This is a genomic window from Streptomyces sp. NPDC003027 (assembly GCF_053591435.1).
Map to the genome: position 1 here is coordinate 118,082 of NZ_JBSFTU010000007.1, position 19,159 is coordinate 137,240.

Here is a 19,159-nt window from a genome sequence, read left to right on the forward strand (position 1 = left end):
GCGCGTACGGCCGCGCCCGCGGGTCAGTAGACGTCCCGGACGTACCGCTTGTCGGCGGCGAGCTGCTTGACGTACACGGCGGCGGCCTCCTCGTCGAGGCCGCCGTGCGCGACGGCGATGTCCCGCAGCGCCCGGTCGACGTCCTCGGCCATCCGCGCCGCGTCGCCGCAGACGTAGAAGTGGGCGCCCGAGCGGAGCCAGGACCACAGCTGGGAGCCGTGCTCGCGCATCCGGTCCTGGACGTAGACCTTGGCGCGCTGGTCCCGCGAGAAGGCGGTGTCCAGGCGGTCCAGGGTGCCGTCGGCGAGCAGGGCGGTGAGCTCCTCCTCGTAGAGGAAGTCGGTGGCGCGGTGCTGTTCGCCGAAGAAGAGCCAGTTGGGGGCCGGGTGGCCGAGGGCGCGGCGCTCTTCGAGGAAGCCGATGAAGGGGGCCACTCCGGTGCCGGGGCCCACCATCACCATGGGTGTGGCGGGGTCCGCCGGAGGCCGGAAGTGCGGGGCGGCGCGGACGAAGACCGGGACCGTGGCGCCGGGTTCCGCGTCGGCGAGGAAGGGCGAGCAGACGCCCTTGCGCGGGCGGCCGTGACGGTTGTCGTACCGGACGACGGAGACGGTGACCGACACCCGGTGCGGGTCGGTGAGCGGGCTGGAGGAGATCGAGTACAGCCGGGGTCGCAGGCGCCCCAGCACGTCGGCCCACTCCTGCGCACCGGCGCGGACGGGGTGTTCGGCGATCACGTCGACGGCCTGCCTGCCCCAGGACCACTGGGCGAGTCCGTCCTTGTTGTCGGGGCGCAGGAGCCGTCTTAGGTCCCGGTCTCCGGTGCGCTCGGTGACGAAGCCGAGGAGGGCGGGGGTCAGGCGCGTGATGTCGAGGTGGCGGTGCAGGGCCTCGCCGAGCGGTACGGCGTCCAGGCCGGGGAGTTCGACGGGCTCCGCGGCGTCCAGGCCGGTGACGGCGAGCCATTCGGCCACCAGCTCCGGGCAGTTGACGGGGTGGACGCCGAGGGCGTCGCCCGCTTCGTGGAGGAGCTGGGTCTCGCTCCCGCTCGTGTCGAAGGTGAACCGCCGTATCTCCTTGCCCGCGCCGGGCAGGCTCAGCAGCCGGTTGCCGGTGAGGCGGGCGGGCACGGTGGTGGGCCTGGGGCGGCGGGCGCCCGCGGTGGGCGCGGTCGCCGGGGCGGGGACTGTCGGCTGGTCCGTGAGGCCGGTAGGGCCGGTGAGGCCGGTAGGGCCGGTGAGGCCGGTGAGGACCTGGTCGAGCCAGGCCTGGGCGGAGGGTTCGTAGTCCGGTTCGCAGTCGGTACGGGGTGCCAGGCGTACGGCCCCGAGTTCGTCCAGGCGCCGGTCCAGGCGCCGTCCGTGCCCGCAGAAGTCGGCGTAGGAGGAGTCTCCGAAGGCGAGGACGGCGTACCGCCGCCCGTCGAGGCGCGGGGTGTCGTGGGCGGCGAGCGCGTCCCAGAACCCGGAGCCGTTGTCGGGCGCGTCCCCGTCGCCGAACGTGCTGGTGATCAGCAGCAGATCGGCGGTGGGCGGCAGGGCGCGCAGGTCGGTGCCGTCCATGGCGGCGAGCGCGGCCCGGTGCCCGGCCGACGTGAGCCGTTCGGCGGTGGCGGCGGCGAACTCCTCGGCGTTGCCGGTCTGCGAGGCCCACAGCACCACGACCTCGCGGCCCGCCTCGGGCGCGGCGGACGCGCCGGTGACCGCGCTGTCCGGCGTACGGGAGTACAGCCCGGCGAGGACGCCGTTCACCCACTGGGCGTGCTCCGCGCTGAACGGCGCGCCGGAAGGCAGGACGGGGACGCCCGGTGCGCCCGATTCCAGGCCGGCCAGGAAGCCGACGAGATACCGCCGCTCCCGTTCGGACAGGACGGGCGGCGGGACGGGGGCGAGGCCGAGGGCGGCGGCGGGTCCGGCCGGCAGGACGGCGCTCGGTCGCACGGCCGCGGTGAGCGCCCGGCCCGCCTCGAAGAGGTCGCCGTCCCGGCCCGCCTCGGACGCGGCGGCTTCCGGATCCGTCGCGGACGTGGTGGTCTCGGGCGGCGCGGTCCTTGGGTCCGCCTCGGCGGCGGGGGCCTTCGACAGGGCGACGGCGCAGACCTTCAGCTCGGGCTGGAAGGACAGGGGGTCGACCGCGTCGCTGGTGACGGCGTTGACGCTCAACTCCTCGCCGTACAGGTCGCCCCAGTGGAACGGGGCGAAGCAGCAGCCCGGCGCGACCCGGTCCGTGACGACGGCCGGGAGCACGGCCCTGCCGCGCCGGGAGACGATCGCGACCGGGTCGCCGTCCGCGATGCCGAGCCGTCCGGCGTCCTCGGGGTGCACCTCGACGAAGGGCGCGGGGTTGAGCTTGTTGAGCCTGCCGACCCTGCCGGTCTTGGTGAGGGTGTGCCACTGGTGCTGGAGGCGGCCGGTGTTGAGGACGAACGGGTAGTCGTCGTCGGGCATCTCGGCCGCGTCGATGTGCGGGCGGGCGTGGAAGACGGCCCGGCCGCTCGCCGTGGGGAAGACGGGTCCGGCGCCCTCGCCGCCGACGTACCTGATCGGGTTGCGTGCGGGGCCGTCCAGGGTCGCGGCGGGCCACTGCACGGGGGTCGCGCGCAACCGCTCGTAGGTCACGCCGCCGAGGTCGTAGCCGGTCTTCGGGTTCCGGGCGAGCTTGATCTCCTCGAAGACCTCTTCGGCGGTGTCGTGGGCGAACGCCTTCTCGTACCCCATCGCCCGGGCGATGCGGGCGATGATCCGCCAGTCGGCGAGGGCTTCGCCCGGCGGGTCGGCGGCGGGCTGGGCGAGGGTGAGGCCGCGCTCGCTGTTGATCAGTACGCCCTCGGTCTCGCTCCACAGGGCGGCCGGCAGGATCACGTCGGCGTACGCGTTGGTCTCGGTGTCGGCGAACGCGTCCTGGGTGATGACCAGTTCGGCGGCGCGCAGTCCGTCGACGACGGTACGCCGGTTGGCGACGGAGGCGACGGGGTTGGTGCAGATGATCCAGCAGGCCTTGATCTCCCCGTCCGCCATCCGCCGGAAGAGGTCGACCGTGCCCCGGCCCGAGCCGTCCTCGCGGAGCGTCCCGGGGGTGAGGTCCCACAGCTCCTCGACGAAGGCCCGGTCCTCGGCGACGAGCACCGAGCGCTGGCCGGGGAGGCCGGGGCCCATGTAGCCCATCTCGCGGCCGCCCATGGCGTTGGGCTGGCCGGTCAGGGAGAAGGGGCCCGAGCCGGGGCGGCAGATCGCGCCGGTGGCCAGATGGAGGTTGATCAGGGCGTTGGTGTTCCAGGTGCCGTGGGTGGACTGGTTGAGGCCCATGGTCCAGCAGCTGGTCCACTCCCCGGCCGTGCCGATCCAGGCGGCGGCGGTACGGATGTCCTGCTCGGGTATGCCGGTGATCTCGGCGACGGTGGCGGGCGGGTAGTCGGCGAGGAAGGCGGGCATCGCCTCCCAGCCCTCGGTGTGCGCGGCGATGAAGGCGGGGTCGGTGTGCCCGTTCTCGTACAGCAGGTGGAGCAGGCCGTTGAGGAGGGCGAGGTCGGTGCCCGGTCTGATCCGCAGGAAGAGGTCGGCCTTGTCGGCCGTGGCGGTGCGGCGGGGGTCGACGACGATGAGCTTCGCCCCCGCCTTGACGCGCTCCATCATCCGCAGGAAGAGGACGGGGTGGCAGTCGGCCATGTTGGAGCCGATGACGAGGAAGACGTCGGCCCTGTCGAAGTCGTCGTAGGAGCCGGGCGGGCCGTCGGCGCCGAGGGACAGTTTGTAGCCGGTTCCGGCGCTCGCCATGCAGAGCCGGGAGTTGGACTCGATCTGGTTGGTGCCGAGGAAGCCCTTGGCGAGCTTGTTGGCGAGGTACTGCGCCTCCAGGCTCATCTGGCCGGAGACGTAGAGCGCGACGGCGTCGGGGCCGTGTTCGTCGACGATCGCCCGCAGCCGGCGGGCGGTGTCGGCCAGGGCTCGGTCGGTGTCGGTGGGGACGGGCGGGGCCTCGCGGCTCTCGCGGACCAGCGCGGTGGTCAGCCGGCCGGGCGCGGCGAGCATGTCGGCCGTGGTGGCGCCCTTGGTGCAGAGCCGTCCGGCGTTGGCGGGGTGGTCCTTGTCGCCGGTCGCCTTGAGGACCCTGCGGCGGCCGTCGGGGCCGGTGGCGATGTCGAGGAGCATGCCGCAGCCGACACCGCAGTAGGAGCAGACGGTCCGCACCTGGTCGGTGTCGGCCCGCGGGGTCCGCGTGGGGTGTTTCGTCACCGGGGGCCTCTCTGTGGAACCGTTCGGACCCCGACGGTAGGCAACGCCCGTTACATCCGTGTCAACCGGGCCGATCATGATCGGTAACGCTGGTCACACACCCGTGCGCGGGCGTGTGTGAGCCCTCCTCCGTCGCCCCTGAGGTGAGGGGGCAACCGGCAGCGGGCGGCAGGCGAGTGTGTCAGGGTACGGACCGTCCCGTCCACGCGGCCCGGAGCGTTCCATGGCGATACCGGCCCGGCTGAGCCACCTGACCATCGCCTGGCGGCCGCGCCACCTGAGCGAGCCGCTGACGCTGCGGGCGGACCACACGGCTGACCCGCGACGACTACGGGAGCCACGGGACGCCGCCACCGCGATCGCGGCGTTCGAGGCCGGCGCGCGGGCTCGGCGAGAGGCGCTGGCCTGACGGGTCCCTGGCGGGGCGTTCCCGCCCGTGGGACGATTCGTGTGAAGTGACGATGAACAACCACGAAGAGGGCGAAATGTCTGCCATCAAGGAAACCATCGACATTTCCCGTAGCCCCGCGGAGGTCTTCTCCTACATCGCCGACCCTACGCACCTTCCGGAGTGGCAGGAGAGCGCGGTCTCGGTCCGCCGGATCAGCGAGGCGCCCCTCGCGGTCGGTTCGAAGGTCGCGGTCACCCGGCGGCTCGGGCGGCGGGAGTTCTCCACCACCATGCAGGTCATCGAGGTCGATCCGCCGCGGTACTGGCACGTGCACGGCATCGACGGGCCGGTGCGCGGCGACATCCAGGGCACGATCGAGCCGCTCGGCACCGGCGAGCGCTCTCGCGTGACGCTCGCCGTCGACTTCGAGGGTCAGGGCATCGGCAAGGTCCTCGTCCCCCTCATGGTCCGGCCGCGGGCCCGGAAGGAGATCCCGAAGGACGAGGAGAACCTCAAGGCCATTCTGGAGCGCGGCGTCACACCCTGACGGCATGGTCCACGCGACCCGGAGAAGCGTGGACGAGCAGGGACGGGGACGAGCATGGACGGGCCCGGACATGACAGTCCCCGGTAGTCCGTCACCGTCACTCCGGGTTCTCGGCCGTCGCAGAGAGCCCGGAGCCCGGGAGTTCTACCGGGGGCCTGGCCAGAGCCAGCGAGTGGGTCACGCGGGACGGTGAACGTCTTCACCGTCGAGTGCGGCTCGCTCTGGTTTTCTGGTGTATTTGAGATTTTCCTCCCTTTTTGCCCTACGTCAAGACCCCCAGGCCTCGAACTCGTAGATCCGTGCGGCGGGGTCGCCGGTCTGGGTCGGCCGGGTGATCTCCAGACGGATGTGGCGGGCCCTGAGGGTCACCGGGTGGGTGGTCGTCGCCGCGGTGTTGCCGGTGACGGTGGCGGCGGTGGTCCAGGGGTCGGCGGTGGAGCCCCGGACCTTGATCGTGAAGTCGCGGGTGTTCCAGGCGGGGTCCTCACCGCCCGCGCCCGCGTGCCGCACCACGAGACGGTCGAGGGTACGGATCGAGCCGAGGTCGACCTCCAGCCACTTGGCGGTCGTCGTCGTGCACCACTTGTCGGCGTTGCCACCAAAGACGCTGCCGTTGACCGCCTTGGCCGGTGCCTCGGCGTCGTTGCACCGGCCGGACGCGGTGGCGGGGCGGTTCAGCGCGAGATTCGCGTCGGTGGCGCTCGACCAGGCGACGGTGGTCGTGGCGGCGGGCGAGCGGCCGTACTCGGTGGAGACCGCCTCGACGTCGAGCGTGGTCGTGGTCTCCGACCCCGCCCGGTCGAGCCGGGAGACGAAGTAGGCGTCGTTCGGCGTGCCGCCGAGGAAGGTGCGGGTGCCGTCGGCGTTGCGCCGGAACACCTCGTAGTGGTGCACGGAGCCGGACGCGGGCGCCGTCCAGGTCAGGCGCAGCGACTTCCGGGTCGGGCCGGCGTCGGTGGTGCCGAGCACGGTGAGGCCGGTCGGGGCGGCCGTGCGGTCCACCGTTCCGTCGTGGACGGCGATCTGGCCGACCTTCACGTCGTACGAGGGGTCGGAGCCGGAGGCCCGCAGTCCGATCTGGGCGATGGTCCGGCCGCGGTGGGCGGAGAGGTCGAAGGTCTTGCGCTCCCAGCCCGTGGTGGCGGTGGAGCCGAGGTCGAGCGTGGTGAAGGCGGTCGGCGCGTCGGTGAAGGAGACGGCGGCCTGGAGCCGGGTGGGCCCCGCCGTGGGTGTCTTGACCACCATGGACAGCTTGGTGTCGGCGGCGACCGGGAGCCTCGTCTGGTACAGCCGGACGGTGTTGACGGCGTCGAGGGTGCCGGTCAGGCGGAGCGAGGAGCCGCCCTCGTAGGCGTCGGTGAAGTCGATCGACGGGGTGAGGCGGCTTCCTGTGGAGTCGACCAGCCAGCGGTAGGTGGGCGGCACGTCCTGGAGCGAGAGGTTGTTCCACCCGGACGACGAGACCCGTACGCCGGCGGAGTGGAAGAAGTCGCCCTGACCGGCGCCGAAGGAGGTGACGAACGGTTTGGCGGTGACGGCGGACGACTCGGGGACGTAGTGGGCGAGGCCCTTCCAGGCGGAGGTCGTGGTGGTGTCGGACGGGTCGCCGTTGGCTCCGACCCAGTAGCGCGACTCGCGGGCGTGGGAGTCGGCCCGGTCGGCGGAGGAGGTGTGGGTCCACTCGGGGCGGTAGATGCCGAGGGAGGTGACGTGCGGCTTTCCGGCGGGGAAGACCGAGGCCCAGGGGACGGAGGTGTGGTAGCCGTTCGCCTCGGTGTCGATGCCGGAGTACAGCTCGTACTCGGAGCGGCCGAGGTCGCGGGCGAGGGTACGGGAGGAGTCGAGGCCCGAGGCGCTCCAGCCGAAGTCGAGGAACATCGAGTCGGAGGTGCGGAGCGTCCCCTCCTGGAGGAAGGAGTCGTTGGCGGAGGTGAGGGCGTCCTGCCAGCTGACCGCGCCCGACTCGGTCATCGCGTCGTACCACATGAACTCGATCGGGCCGAGGCCGCGGGCGTAGCGCATCTCCTCGCGCAGTGCGGTCGCCAGGGCGGCGTCGCCGCCGGCGGTCTCCTGGTTGATGAACCAGCCGTCGAAGCCGTAGTACCGGGCGACCTGCGCGAGCTTGTCGGCGACCGGGAACCTGCCGCCCGACTTCTGGGCGAAGTCGCGCACCCACTGGAGCTGGCCGCCGTAGGCGGTGGGCGGGAAGAAGACGGTGCCGTAGACCTTGACGCCGTTGCGGTGGGCGGCGTCGATGACGGTCGCGTTCGGGGCGAGGATGAGGCCCTCGCCGGCGGAGCCGCCCCAGAAGACCAGTGTGTCGATGTACTGCCAGTGGCCGAAGGCGTAGTAGTGGGGGTTGTCCGAGCCCTGCGAGGGGTTGTTCGAGGTGGGGCCGAAGGAGACCAGGGAGGCGATCTTCCCCTCGCCCGGGCGGGCGTGGGCGTTGGCCTTCAGGGCGGGGTCGGAGACGCGCGGCCGCAGGGGGACGCGGGAGCGGTTGAACCGCGCGTCGGGGTCGGTGGCCGGGTCCCAGTCCAGGAGGGTGTTCGGGTGCCAGTACGAGGCGTAGGGCTGGTCGCCCGCGGCCGGTATCGCGGCGCGCGCCTGGGTACGTGGCTCGGCGCGCGCCTCGGGCGTGAAGGGGGTGAAGGGGGCGAGGCCGAGCAGGGCGGCGATCAGGGCCGCGCTCAGCAGGAGGGGGAAGTGTCGTCTCATCCGATGCTCCGGTCCAGCGGGAGGGGTGGGGTGCTGGGCGTGCTGGAGGTACTGGTGGTGCGGATGACGCGAAAGGACGGGCTGCACGAGGTGCGCGGCGGCGTCCGTGTCGAGGCACGGCCGGTCGAGGCACGGCCGGTCGCGGCCCCTGTTCGGTGGGATCCGCCGGTCGGCCGGGTCGTGCTCGGTGGGCTCGGCCGGTCGGCCGGGGCCCCTGCTCGGTCGAGCCTCCACCCGAGACCCGGGTCGGTCGGGGTCGGCCCGGTCCTGCTCGGTTGCTCAGCGGGGCGGCCGGGTCCTGCTCGGTGGGCTCGCGCGAGCCCGGGTCGGTCGGGGTCGGCCGGTCGTTCCGGCCCCGTCGGGGGTCCCGCGATCTGCACGCGGAACCGGCCGTCTCGCCCCGGGAGGCTAAACGGCTTTAGTCGACCGGGTCAAGGGGCCGGTGGCGCCGTGCTCTCGCGGACCGTGAGCCGGGGCGTGGGGTTCTTGATGTCGCCCGCGGCCCCCGGGTCGTCGACGACCGCGAGGAGCGCCCGCGCGACCTGCTCGCCCAGCGCGAAGGTGTCGCGGGAGAGCGCGGTGAGCGAGGGGTGGACGATCCGGGCGAGCGCGGAGTCGTCGAAGGAGACGATCGACAGCTCACCCGGAACCGCCACGCCCATCTCGGTGGCGACCCCGAGCCCGGCGACCGCCATCACGTCGCTGTCGTAGATGATCGCCGTGGGCCGCCGCGCCCGGGCGAGCAGCGCCCGGGTGGCGGCCGCGCCCTCGGCGTCGCTGAAGTCGGTCGGCAGCGACACGGCCTCGGTGAGACCGAGGCGGCGGGCGCTGTCGCGGACGGCGCGGATGCGGCGCTGGGTGTGCTGGAAGGCGGGGAGTCCGGCGAGGTGGGCGATCCGGCGGTGGCCGAGCGCGGCGAGGTAGTCGACGATCGACACCATCGCCTCGCGGTCGTCCGCCCAGACGCTGGGCAGGGCGCCGTGCCGGCCGGGTCCGCCGATCACCAGCGCGGGGACGCCGAGCTCTTCGAGGACGGGGATCCGGGGGTCGCGCACCTGGAGGTCGACCAGGACGAAGCCGTCGACCCGGTGTTCGGAGGTCCAGCGGCGGTAGACGTCGATCTCGGCGGCCGTGTCCTCGACCACCAGGAGCTGAAGCGCCGTACCGCGCGTCGAGAGTCCGGCCTGCAGACCGCTCAGCAGCTGGCTGAAGAACGGTTCCAGACCGATGGTCCGGGCCGGCCTGGCGATGACCAGTCCGACCGCCCCGGCCCGCGCCCCGCCCAGTGCGCGTGCGGCGCTGTGCGGGCGCCAGTTCATCTCCTCGGCGACGCGCAGGATCCGCTCGCGGGTCGCCTCGCTGACCCCCGGCCGTCCGTTCAGCGCGAACGACACCGCGCCCTTGGACACGCCGGCCCGCCGGGCGATGTCGGCGATCGTCGGTCTGCCCACGCGGCGCCCCTTCCGTCACACGCGTCCTCGGCACTTCCACGCGTGTTCTCCGCACTCCCTTGACAGCGGAGTCTAGCCGGAGCATAGTCCCCCATCGCTAGACCGGTTTAGTAGCTGTGCTTCCCTCCGCCAGAACAGATCAGAACCGACCGGGAGATCTCTCAGATGCGAAGAAGCCACTGGATACGGATGGCCGCGGCCGCGGTCGCGGCGGCCGCGCTGGCGGGCTGCGGGCTCGGCGACCCGAGCGGCACCGACGGCGGGGGCGCGGCCGGAAGCGGCGAGGTGAAGGGCACGGTCTCGCTCCAGACCTGGGCCCTGAAGCCGAAGTTCACCGCGTACATGGAGGGCGTGATCGACGCCTTCGAGAGGAAGCACCCCGGTGTCCGGGTGGAGTGGCTCGACCAGCCCGGCGAGGGCTACTCCGAGAAGGTGCTCAGCCAGGCGGCCGGCGGGAGCCTGCCCGACGTGGTCAATCTGCCGCCGGACTTCGCCCTGCCGCTGGTGAAGCAGGGCATGCTGCTCGACGTGGCCGCGGCGGACCCGAAGCTGGAGGCCGACTACGTCGAAGGCGGTGTCGACGCCTACCGGTTCGCCGGGCACACCGGTGTCCACGGCTATCCCTGGTACCTCAACACCGATGTCAACTACTGGAACTCCGAGCTCCTCACCCGCTACGGCCTCGACCCGAAGAAGCCGCCGGCCGACCTGGACCAGCTGATCGCCGCGGCCAGGACCGTCAAGCGGAGGTCCGGCGGCTCGGTGTACCTGATGAGCCGCAAGCCCGGCCTGATGGACTTCGCCAACGCCGGGGTGAAGCTCATGTCGGACGACGGCAAGAGCTTCACCTTCAACACCCCCGAGGCCGCCGCACTGCTCGACACGTACCGCGCGGCGTTCAAGGAGGGGCTGCTCCCCCAGGACGTGCTGACCGAGACGTACGCCGGGAACACCAAGCTGTTCAACTCCGGGACGGCCGCCTGGACCACCGCCGGCGGCAACTACATCACGTCCCTGGCGACCGACAACCCGAGCCTCGCCCCGAAGGTGGTCTCCTCCCCCGCCATGGGGACCCCGCCGCTGTACGTCCAGGGTCTGTCGGTCTCCAGAGCGACCGAGAACCGGGCCACCGCCCTGGCGCTGGCCCGTTGGGTGACCAACACCGGAAACCAGGCCGCCTTCGCCCGCCTCACCAGCATCTTCCCCTCGACGAAGGCCTCGTCGGACGACGCCTTCTTCAGCAAGAGCGACGGGACCAACGCGGGTGACGCCAAGGTCACCGCCTTCGCCTCGCTCGCCGGCGCCCGGATGCTGGAGCCCGTACAGGCCAACGACGCGATCAAGACGGTCGTCAACCAGCAGATCGCGCTCGCCCTCAGCGGCCAGGCCGGCTCCCGGGAGGCGCTGGACACGGCGGTGGCCCGCTGCAACCAGATGCTGAAGGACTGAGAACCGGCCCCCGTGCGGACGGGCCCGCCGTCCGCACGGCCGCTCCCGCCAGGAAGGCCCGCACCTCATGACGCACCGGCGCTGGTTCACCCCGTGGCTGCTCGCCGGGCCGGCCGTGGTCTGGCTCGCCGTCTTCAACCTGTGGCCCGCGGTCAACACCGTGATCCTGTCGTTCACCAACGCCAAGCCGCTCGGCGGCGGACACTTCACCGGCCTCGACAACTACGAACGCGCCCTGAACGACGAGCAGTTGGTCGACGCGCTGATCAACAGCATCGTCTACCTGCTCGTCTGCCTGCCGCTGCTCACCCTGCTGCCCCTCCTCCTCGCCCTGCTCGTGGAGAAGAAGCTGCCCGGCATCACCTTCTTCCGTACCGCGTTCTACACCCCGGTCGTCGCCTCCGCTGTCGTGGTCGCGCTGATCTGGGGCTGGGTCCTCGACGAGCGCGGCCTGCTCAACGGTCTGCTCGGACAGCTCGGCCTGGCGGACCGGCCGGTCTCCTTCCTCACCGACCGCTGGCTGCTGCTGTTCAGCGCGATCGCCCTCACCGTGTGGAAGGGCCTCGGCTACTACATGGTCATCTATCTGTCCGCGCTCGGGAACGTCGGCCGCGAGCTGCACGAGGCGGCCGCCGTCGACGGCGCGTCGGCCGTCCGCCGCTTCTGGCACGTCACCCTGCCCGGCGTACGGCCCGCGATGATGCTGGTCTCCGTACTGATCTCGGTCTCGGCCCTGCGGGTCTTCTCCGAGCTGTACGTCCTGTCCGACGGCACCGGCGGCCCGGGCGGCCGCGACATGTCGGTGGTCATGCTCATCCAGATGTACAGCCGCGGCTTCACCGGTCACATCGGCTACGCATCCGCCCTCAGCCTGCTGCTCTTCCTGATCACCATCGGCCCGATGCTGCTCCTCGCGCGGCTGAACCGGAAGGGGGTGTGACCGTGGCCCGGAGCTTCAACACCCCCTCGCCGGCCGAGAAGGCGGTGCGCTACGCCTTGCTCGCGCTGGTCCTGCTGCTCACCGTCGGACCGTTCCTGTGGCAGCTGTCGACCTCCCTCAAGGGCCCCGGCGAGGACGTCTTCTCCCGTACACCCGACTTCCTGCCCCAGGACCCGACCTTCGCCAACTACGGGAAGGTCGCCGACACCGTCCCGGTGTGGACCTACGCGGCGAACTCCCTGGTGGTGGCGGCCGTCGCGGTGGTCGGCAACGTGGTGGGCGCCACCCTCGCCGGCTTCGCGCTGTCCCGGCTGCGCTTCCGGGGCGTACGGCTGGTCCTCGGCCTCTTCCTGGCCACGCTCGTGCTGCCCGGCGAGGTCACCATCGTCTCGCAGTACGTGACTGTACGCAGCCTCGGTCTGACCGACACCCTGCTCGGCGTCGCCCTGCCCGGTGCCATCGCGATGCTCAACGTGCTCCTGATGTACACCGCGTTCCAGGCCGTCCCGCCCGACCTCGACGCGGCCGCCCTGGTCGACGGCGCCACCGTCTGGCAGCGTCTGATCCATGTGGGGCTGCCGAACGTCCGGGGCATGCTCAGCGTCGTCGTGATCTTCACCTTCATCGGCGCCTGGGACGACTTCCTCTGGCCTCTGATCGTCCTCAACGACCCCAGCCGTTACACCCTCACGGTGGGATTGCAGTACCTCAACGGCACCTTCTCCGCCAACCCCCGGCTGATCGCGGCCGGCACCATGATCGCCTTCCTGCCGGTCGTCGCCGTGTTCGCCACGCTCCAGCGGTTCTTCTTCAAGGGCGTGGAGGAGGGCGCGGTCAAGGGATGAACCCCGCACAGGAAGGATCCGCCGCACCCATGACCACCCCTCAGGGCAGCCCCGCCGGAGCCGGCCACCGGGCCGCCGCCCCCCGCTTCGGCGTCAACTACACGCCCAGTGAAGGCTGGTTCCACCACTGGCTCGACTTCGACCTGGACGCCGTCCGGGCCGACCTGGACTCGATCGCCGCGCTCGGCATGGACCACATCCGGGCGTTCCCGCTCTGGCCCGTCTTCCAGCCGAACCGCACCTGGATCCGCCCGCGCGCGGTCGAGCAGCTGGTGCGGCTGGTCGACGCGGCGGCCGAGCGCGGCCTGGACGTCGCCGTCGACGGGCTCCAAGGGCATCTCTCCAGCTTCGACTTCCAGCCGTCCTGGACCGTCACCTGGCATCGGCGGAACATCTTCACCGACCCCGAGGTCCTCGACGGACAGGCCGCCTATCTGCGCACCCTCGCCTCGGCGCTCGCGGACCGGCCGGGCTTCCTGGGCATGACACTGGGCAACGAGATCAACCAGTTCTCCGGCGACCCGCATCCCGATCCCGACCGGATCACACCGGGGCAGGCGGAGCGCTGGCTGCGCCGGATGCTCACGGCGTGCGAGGACGGCGCCCCGGGCCGCACCCATCTGCACGCCGCGTACGACGCCGCCTGGTACCTCGACGGCCATCCCTTCACGCCGGCCCACGCGGCCCGGCTCGGCGCCGCGACCGCCGTGCACTCGTGGGTCTTCAACGGCACCGCGCAGCGCTACGGCCCCGACTCCTTCGCGACCGGTCAGCACGCCGCGTACATGATCGAGCTGTCCAAGGCGTGGGCCGAGGACCCGCACCGGCCCGTCTGGCTCCAGGAGGTCGGCGCGCCCGCGCCGCACGTCGCCGCCGAGCGGGCCGCGGACTTCACCCGAACGACGGTGGCCGCCGCGCTGGACTGCCCGGACCTGTGGGGCGTCACCTGGTGGTGCTCCCACGACGTCGACCGCTCGCTCGCCGACTTCCCGGAACTCGAATACAGCCTGGGTCTGCTGACCACCGGACGTGAGGTGAAGCCGGCCGGGCGGGCGCTCGCCCGGGTGGTGGCCGAGCTGCGGACGCGCGAGCACCGGCCCCTGCCGCGCACGACGGCGCTGGTCCTCGACCTCCCCGACGAGGCCCCCGGGCGCTCGGTCTGCGCGCCGGGCGGGGTGTTCTTCGAGGCGTTCATGCGCCTGGCCGCCGACGGCGCCAGGCCGGCGGTCGTGCTGGCCTCGCGCGCCGCGGACCGCGACCATCTCATCGGACGCGGCATCACCGAGACGGTCACGGTCGGCGGCGTCGTCCGGGCCCGACCCACCTTTTCCATCTGAGGGAGCGACTGCCATGCACGACGACCGCAGCCTGATCGAGTCCCGCCTCAAGCGCGTCCTCGACGAGCGCGTCCGGCCGGCGATCCATCCGGAGTCGGTGCCGCTCCGGGTCGGGATCTGGACCGCGCCCGACGAACCGGTGCCGGTGGCCGAGGGGCTCGCCGCCCCGCGTACGCCGATCGCCGTGGGCGACGTCTGGGGCGCGCCCTGGGGTACGAGCTGGCTCACCGTGTCGGGCACGGTGCCGGCGGCCTGGGCGGGCCGGACCGTCGAGGCCCTGATCGACCTCGGCTTCGACGCGAACATGCCCGGGTTCCAGTGCGAGGGGCTCGTCTACCGCCCCGACGGCTCTCCGGTGAAAGGGCTCAACCCCCGCAACCAGTGGGTGCGGATCGCCGCCCCGGCGGCCGGTGGCGAGGAGGTGCTGCTGCATGTGGAGGCCGCGTCCAACCCGGTGATCCTGGACTACCACCCCTTCCTGCCGACCGGGTTGGGGGACAGGGAGACGGCCGGTGACACACCGCAGTACCGCCTGGCGCGGATGGATCTGGCGGTCTTCGACGAGACGGTGTGGCAGCTCGTGATGGATCTGGAGGTCCTCGGCGAGCTGATGGCGGAGCTGCCGGTGGAGGGAGCCCGCCGCTGGGACATCCTGCGGGCGGTCGAGCGGGCCCTGGACGCGATCGACCTCCAGGACGTGAACGGCACGGCCGCCGCGGCCCGGGAGCGGCTCGCGGAGGTCCTCGCCTCGCCCGCCGAGCCGTCGGCGCACCGGATCAGCGCGGTGGGCCACGCCCATATCGACTCGGCATGGCTGTGGCCGCTGCGCGAGACGGTACGGAAGGTGGCGCGGACCACCGCCAACATGACGGCGCTCCTGGAGGACGAGCCGGACTTCGTCTACACGATGTCGCAGGCCCAGCAGTACGCGTGGATCAAGGAGCACCGGCCCGAGGTGTACGCGCGGGTGAAGAAGGCGGTCGCCGACGGCCGGTTCGTCCCGGCGGGCGGCATGTGGGTGGAGTCGGACACGAACATGCCGGGCTCGGAGGCGATGGCCCGCCAGTTCGTGCACGGCAAGCGGTTCTTCCTGGAGGAGTTCGGGGTCGAGAACGAGGAGGCGTGGCTGCCCGACACCTTCGGCTTCGCCGGCGGCCTGCCGCAGATCATCAGGGCGGCGGGCTCCAGGTGGCTGCTCACGCAGAAGATCTCGTGGAGCCAGGTCAACACCTTTCCGCACCACACCTTCTGGTGGGAGGGCATCGACGGGACGCGGATCTTCACGCACTTCCCGCCGGTCGACACGTACAACTGCTCGATGCGGGGCAAGGAGATCGCCCACGCCGCCCGCAACTTCAAGGACAAGGGGCGGGCGCGGCACTCGATCGCCCCGACCGGCTGGGGGGACGGGGGCGGCGGCACCACGCGGGAGATGGTCGCGAAGGCCGCGCGGCTGAGGGACCTGGAGGGCTCGGCGCGGGTGGGCTGGGAGCGGCCGGCCGAGTTCTTCGCCAAGGCGGAGGCCGAGTACCCGGACGCCCCGGTGTGGGTGGGCGAGCTGTATCTGGAGCTGCACCGGGCGACGCTGACCAGCCAGGCGAGGACCAAGCAGGGCAACCGGGCGAGCGAGAACCTGCTCCGGGAGGCCGAGCTGTGGGCCGCGACCGCGGCCGTGCGGGCCGGCTTCCCCTACCCGTACGAGGAGTTGGACCGGATCTGGAAGACGGTGCTGCTGCACCAGTTCCACGACATCCTGCCGGGGTCCTCGATCGCCTGGGTGCACCGGGAGGCGGAGCGGACGTACGCGGCGGTCGCCGAGGAGCTGACCGGCGTCGTGGAGCGCGCTCAGCGGGCGCTCGCGGACGACGGCGCGGCGGGTGACGGCGCGGCGGGCGGCGAGGTGGTCTTCAACGCGGCCCCGCACGAGCGCTCCGGGGTTCCGGCCGGCGGGGCCCGCAGGGTCGTCGAGGCGTCCGGCGACTGCACGGTGGAGTCGGCGCCGGACGGCGGGCATGTGCTCTCCAACGGGCTGCTGCGGGTCGGCGTGGACGCGCGGGGCCTGGTGGTGTCGGTGGTCGACCTCGCCGCCGGTCGCGAGACGATCGCCCCGGGCGCGGCCGCGAACCTGCTGCAGATCCACCCGGACTTCCCCAACATGTGGGACGCCTGGGACGTCGACCAGTTCTATCGCAACACGGTCACCGATCTGACCGAGGCCGACGAGGTGACGGTGGTCGCCGACGGCCCGGGGTCGGTGTCGGTCCGGGTGACCCGTTCCTTCGGCGCGTCGCGGGCGGTGCAGACGCTCACGCTGACCGCCGGGGCCAAGCGGCTGGACCTGGACACGGAGATCGACTGGCACGAGACGGAGAAGTTCCTCAAGGCCGCCTTCCCGCTCGACCTCCACACCGACCGCTACGCCGCCGAGACCCAGTTCGGCCATCTGCACCGGCCCACCCACACCAACACCAGCTGGGAGGCGGCGAAGTTCGAGGCCTGCAACCACCGCTTCGTCCATCTGGAGGAGCCGGGCTGGGGAGTCGCCCTCGTCACCGCCTCCACCTACGGCCACGACGTCACCCGGACCGTGCGGGCCGAGGACCGGGGCACCACGACGACCGTACGGATCTCCCTGCTGCGCGCCCCGCGCTTCCCCGACCCGCACACCGACCAGGGTGTGCACCGTTTCCGCCACGCGCTGGTCCCCGGCGCGGCCGTCGGTGACGCCGTGCGCGAGGGCTATCGCGTCAATCTGCCCGAGCGGCGGGTGCCGGGTGGCGCCGATGTCGTCCCGCTCGTCGCCGTGGACGACGACGCCGTGGTGGTCAGCGCCGTGAAGCTCGCCGACGACCGCAGCGGGGATCTGGTCGTCCGTGTCTACGAGTCCCGGGGCGGGCGTGCCCGGGCCCGGCTCACGCCCGCGCTTCCCGGGGGGTTCGACGGCGTGGAGGTCTGCGACCTCCTGGAGCGCCCGTCGGCCGACTCCACCGGGGAGGGCGTGCGCGTCGTGGACGGCGCCGTGGAGCTTCGGCTGCGCCCCTTCGAGCTCCTCACGCTGCGTTTCGCCCGCTCGGCGGCCGTGGGCTGACCCCGGGAGGCGGCGGGGAGCCGAACGGGGCGGGACGAGCGTGGCGCCGGCCACCATCCTGCGGGCGCGGGTGGGCCGGCGCCGGTCCGGCGACCGCGTCTTCCCGCTCGCCCCGGTCCGTGCGCGGCCACAGGCGTACGGCGGCGACGGCCCCGCCGAGGGCGACCGCGGTGAGGACGGCGGCCGAGGCCGGCGGACCGGCGCCGGCGGCCGTCCAGCCGGCGAGCGGGTAGGTGAGCAGCCAGCAGGCGTGGGTGAGGGAGAACCGGGCCGCGAACAGGGCGGGAAGGTCGGCCGGGCGCCCCGAGCGGCGCAGCAGGCGTCCGGCGGGGGTGAGGACGGCCGAGGTGGCGGCCCCGAGGATCAGCCAGGCGGCCGGCAGGGCGGGCCAGGGCCAGGCGGCCCCGCCGCCGCGCAGGCCGAGCGGGAGGAGGGCGAGGACGGCCGTCTGGACGAAGGCGGCGGGCAGCATGAGGCTCCGTTCGCCGATCCGGTCGAGGGCGCGGGGCACCAGCAGCGCCACGGTCATGGAGCCGGCGCCGTACGCGGCCAGGGCGAGGGACACATCGGCGGCGGAACGTCCGAGGGTGTCGCGTACCAGGACGACGGTGTTGACGAGGACCATCGCCCCGCCGGCGGCGACGACGAGGTCGAGGGCGAGGAGGGCGCGCAGGCGCGGGGTGGCGAGGAAGAGCCGGGTGCCGAAGGAGGCTCTGGCGTACAGGCCGCCGGTGCGCTCGGCCGGTTCCGGTCGGGGGAGCAGGACGGAGAGGACGAGGGCGCCGGAGGCGAGGAAGCCGAGGGCGGTTCCGGCGAAGAGCCAGTCGTAGGCGAACCAGGTCAGCAGGGCGGCGGCCAGGGCCGGGCTGAGGACGTTCTCCAGGTCGTGGGCGAGCCGTGAGAGCGACAGGGCGCGGGTGTAGTCGCGCTCGTCGGGCAGGACGTCGGGAAGGGTGGCCTGGAAGGCGGGGGTGAAGGCGGCGGACGCGGCCTGGAGCAGCAGGATCAGGGCGTAGATCTGCCACACCTGGGTGACGAACGGGAGGGTGAGCGCGGCCGCGGCGCGGATCAGGTCCATGGAGACCAGGAGCGCCCGCCGGGGTACGCGGTCGGCGAGCGCGCTGATGACCGGTGCGACGCCGACGTACGCGGTCATCTTGAGGGCCAGTGCGGTGCCGAGGACCGCGGAGGCGTCGGCGCCCGCGAGGTCGTGGGCGAGCAGGCTGAGGGCGACGGTCGCGAGGCCGGTGCCGGCCAGGGCGACGACCTGGGCGGTGAGGAGGCGCCGGTACGTTCGGTGGCGCAGCACGGTCGGCATGGGCCCGCCCCTCGCTCGGCTACGGGACCCTCACACCGTAACCGACATGTGCATGGTTGCGCACATGACGATATCCGGATCGGCGCCGAAGAGCGTCAGTCGTGCCAGGGCTCCCCGGTGACCTGATGGTCCGCGTGGCTGATCGCCTCGACCACAAGGCGCCGCATGTGCCCGTCCGGCAGCGTGTAGACCACCCTGCGCCCGTCCTTGCGGTGCTGGACGAGGCCGCCGAGCCTCAGCTTGGCCAGATGCTGGCTGACGGCCGGGCGGGCGGCGCCGCACGCCTCGGCGAGGGCGGTGACGTCCGACTCCCCCCGGGTCAGCAGCCACACCAGATGCAGCCGGGTCGGGTCCGCGAGCAGCGCGAACACCCCGGCGGCGGCGGCCAGCTCCGGGCCGCCGGGGGTGCGCTGGTGCGCACCGTTCGCGGTCGGGGATCCCTCGCGTTCGGCCATGCGCCCATGGTAGGCGCGGACCTCGGGAACCCCTCCCGCCGCACGCGAAAGCCCCGCCCCCCCGGCACTGCGCGCCGGGGGACGGGGCTCACGGGCGTGCTCAGAGCTTGTGCATGCCCTTGTAGGGGCTCAGGATGCGGAGCCGGCTGGCACCGAAGTCGACGAGCAGGGCACCCGTCGACTCCTGGCCGATGATCGTCCCCAGACCGTGACGATCGTGGGACACGCGGTCGCCGACGGAGAAATCCTTGATCACAGGGTCGGAAGGGGCCGCGAAGGGGCTGGTGGGCAGGTGGCGCCGGGGCGCGGATCGGTTTGTCATCGTGAGGCCAGTATGCGCCGCCGGGGCCACCGAGGAACAGTCTCGAACTCTCGCCCGGTGGAGCCG

Annotated in this window: 13 protein-coding genes; 7 read left to right on the forward strand and 6 right to left on the reverse strand. The window is 72.6% G+C overall.

Features of this window, described 5'->3' with window-relative positions:
• Positions 1 to 23: 23 nt before the first annotated feature.
• Positions 24 to 4,148, reverse strand: coding sequence for a molybdopterin-dependent oxidoreductase (locus ACWDX6_RS08240; protein ID WP_451484170.1), 4,125 nt, complete (start codon positions 4,146 to 4,148; stop codon positions 24 to 26).
• A 307-nt stretch (positions 4,149 to 4,455) separates the two neighbouring features.
• Between ACWDX6_RS08240 and ACWDX6_RS08245 the strand changes: the two genes are divergently transcribed.
• Complete coding sequence (locus ACWDX6_RS08245; RefSeq protein ID WP_451484122.1) at positions 4,456 to 4,641, forward strand: hypothetical protein; 186 nt, start codon at positions 4,456 to 4,458, stop codon at positions 4,639 to 4,641.
• 76 nt (positions 4,642 to 4,717) lie between these two features.
• Complete coding sequence (locus ACWDX6_RS08250) at positions 4,718 to 5,170, forward strand: SRPBCC family protein (RefSeq protein ID WP_451484123.1); 453 nt, start codon at positions 4,718 to 4,720, stop codon at positions 5,168 to 5,170.
• A gap of 267 nt (positions 5,171 to 5,437) precedes the next feature.
• Here ACWDX6_RS08250 and ACWDX6_RS08255 read toward each other — a convergent pair whose 3' ends face one another.
• Positions 5,438 to 7,888, reverse strand: a complete 2,451-nt coding sequence (locus ACWDX6_RS08255) for an endo-beta-N-acetylglucosaminidase (RefSeq protein ID WP_451484124.1) — start codon at positions 7,886 to 7,888, stop codon at positions 5,438 to 5,440.
• 431 nt (positions 7,889 to 8,319) lie between these two features.
• Positions 8,320 to 9,339 carry a LacI family DNA-binding transcriptional regulator gene (locus ACWDX6_RS08260; protein ID WP_451484125.1) on the reverse strand — a complete coding sequence of 340 codons (1,020 nt, stop codon included), beginning with the start codon at positions 9,337 to 9,339 and terminating at the stop codon, positions 8,320 to 8,322.
• A 165-nt stretch (positions 9,340 to 9,504) separates the two neighbouring features.
• Between ACWDX6_RS08260 and ACWDX6_RS08265 the strand changes: the two genes are divergently transcribed.
• The 5 genes from ACWDX6_RS08265 to ACWDX6_RS08285 all read left to right on the forward strand — a co-directional run bounded on the left by ACWDX6_RS08265 (position 9,505) and on the right by ACWDX6_RS08285 (position 16,998).
• Complete coding sequence (locus ACWDX6_RS08265) at positions 9,505 to 10,788, forward strand: ABC transporter substrate-binding protein (RefSeq protein ID WP_451484126.1); 1,284 nt, start codon at positions 9,505 to 9,507, stop codon at positions 10,786 to 10,788.
• 67 nt (positions 10,789 to 10,855) lie between these two features.
• A complete protein-coding gene (locus tag ACWDX6_RS08270) occupies positions 10,856 to 11,728 on the forward strand; it encodes a carbohydrate ABC transporter permease (RefSeq protein ID WP_451484127.1) in 873 nt (290 codons plus the stop codon).
• A 2-nt stretch (positions 11,729 to 11,730) separates the two neighbouring features.
• Positions 11,731 to 12,573 carry a carbohydrate ABC transporter permease gene (locus ACWDX6_RS08275; protein ID WP_451484128.1) on the forward strand — a complete coding sequence of 281 codons (843 nt, stop codon included), beginning with the start codon at positions 11,731 to 11,733 and terminating at the stop codon, positions 12,571 to 12,573.
• A 29-nt stretch (positions 12,574 to 12,602) separates the two neighbouring features.
• Positions 12,603 to 13,910 (forward strand): glycoside hydrolase 5 family protein, encoded by a 1,308-nt coding sequence (locus tag ACWDX6_RS08280; RefSeq protein WP_451484129.1) that lies wholly within the window; start codon positions 12,603 to 12,605, stop codon positions 13,908 to 13,910.
• 13 nt (positions 13,911 to 13,923) lie between these two features.
• Entirely contained in the window at positions 13,924 to 16,998 is a 3,075-nt protein-coding gene (locus ACWDX6_RS08285) for an alpha-mannosidase (protein WP_451484130.1), read from the forward strand.
• On the opposite strand, the gene ACWDX6_RS08290 is transcribed toward ACWDX6_RS08285, so the two are convergent.
• The 3 genes from ACWDX6_RS08290 to ACWDX6_RS08300 all read right to left on the reverse strand — a co-directional run bounded on the left by ACWDX6_RS08290 (position 16,961) and on the right by ACWDX6_RS08300 (position 19,093).
• The gene (locus ACWDX6_RS08290) at positions 16,961 to 18,316 is read right to left on the reverse strand and encodes an MFS transporter (RefSeq protein ID WP_451484131.1); all 1,356 of its coding nucleotides are present in this window, start codon (positions 18,314 to 18,316) and stop codon (positions 16,961 to 16,963) included. The genes ACWDX6_RS08285 and ACWDX6_RS08290 overlap by 38 nt on opposite strands.
• Before the next feature lie 95 nt (positions 18,317 to 18,411).
• On the reverse strand, positions 18,412 to 18,771 hold the full coding sequence (locus ACWDX6_RS08295; RefSeq protein WP_451484132.1) for an ArsR/SmtB family transcription factor: 360 nt from the start codon (positions 18,769 to 18,771) through the stop codon (positions 18,412 to 18,414).
• Between the two features lie 100 nt (positions 18,772 to 18,871).
• Positions 18,872 to 19,093 carry a hypothetical protein gene (locus ACWDX6_RS08300; protein ID WP_451484133.1) on the reverse strand — a complete coding sequence of 74 codons (222 nt, stop codon included), beginning with the start codon at positions 19,091 to 19,093 and terminating at the stop codon, positions 18,872 to 18,874.
• Between the last annotated feature and the right edge of the window lie 66 nt (positions 19,094 to 19,159).

Bases quoted from the DNA above. Each gene is read 5' to 3' on its own strand.
- ACWDX6_RS08245 (WP_451484122.1), top strand. From the start codon at position 4,456: ATGGCGATACCGGCCCGGCTGAGCCACCTGACCATCGCCTGGCGGCCG.
- ACWDX6_RS08285 (WP_451484130.1), top strand. From the start codon at position 13,924: ATGCACGACGACCGCAGCCTGATCGAGTCCCGCCTCAAGCGCGTCCTC.
- ACWDX6_RS08290 (WP_451484131.1), bottom strand. From the start codon at position 18,316: ATGCCGACCGTGCTGCGCCACCGAACGTACCGGCGCCTCCTCACCGCC.
- ACWDX6_RS08250 (WP_451484123.1), top strand. From the start codon at position 4,718: ATGTCTGCCATCAAGGAAACCATCGACATTTCCCGTAGCCCCGCGGAG.
- ACWDX6_RS08300 (WP_451484133.1), bottom strand. From the start codon at position 19,093: ATGACAAACCGATCCGCGCCCCGGCGCCACCTGCCCACCAGCCCCTTC.
- ACWDX6_RS08265 (WP_451484126.1), top strand. From the start codon at position 9,505: ATGCGAAGAAGCCACTGGATACGGATGGCCGCGGCCGCGGTCGCGGCG.
- ACWDX6_RS08280 (WP_451484129.1), top strand. From the start codon at position 12,603: ATGACCACCCCTCAGGGCAGCCCCGCCGGAGCCGGCCACCGGGCCGCC.
- ACWDX6_RS08240 (WP_451484170.1), bottom strand. From the start codon at position 4,148: ATGCTCCTCGACATCGCCACCGGCCCCGACGGCCGCCGCAGGGTCCTC.
- ACWDX6_RS08295 (WP_451484132.1), bottom strand. From the start codon at position 18,771: ATGGCCGAACGCGAGGGATCCCCGACCGCGAACGGTGCGCACCAGCGC.
- ACWDX6_RS08255 (WP_451484124.1), bottom strand. From the start codon at position 7,888: ATGAGACGACACTTCCCCCTCCTGCTGAGCGCGGCCCTGATCGCCGCC.
- ACWDX6_RS08270 (WP_451484127.1), top strand. From the start codon at position 10,856: ATGACGCACCGGCGCTGGTTCACCCCGTGGCTGCTCGCCGGGCCGGCC.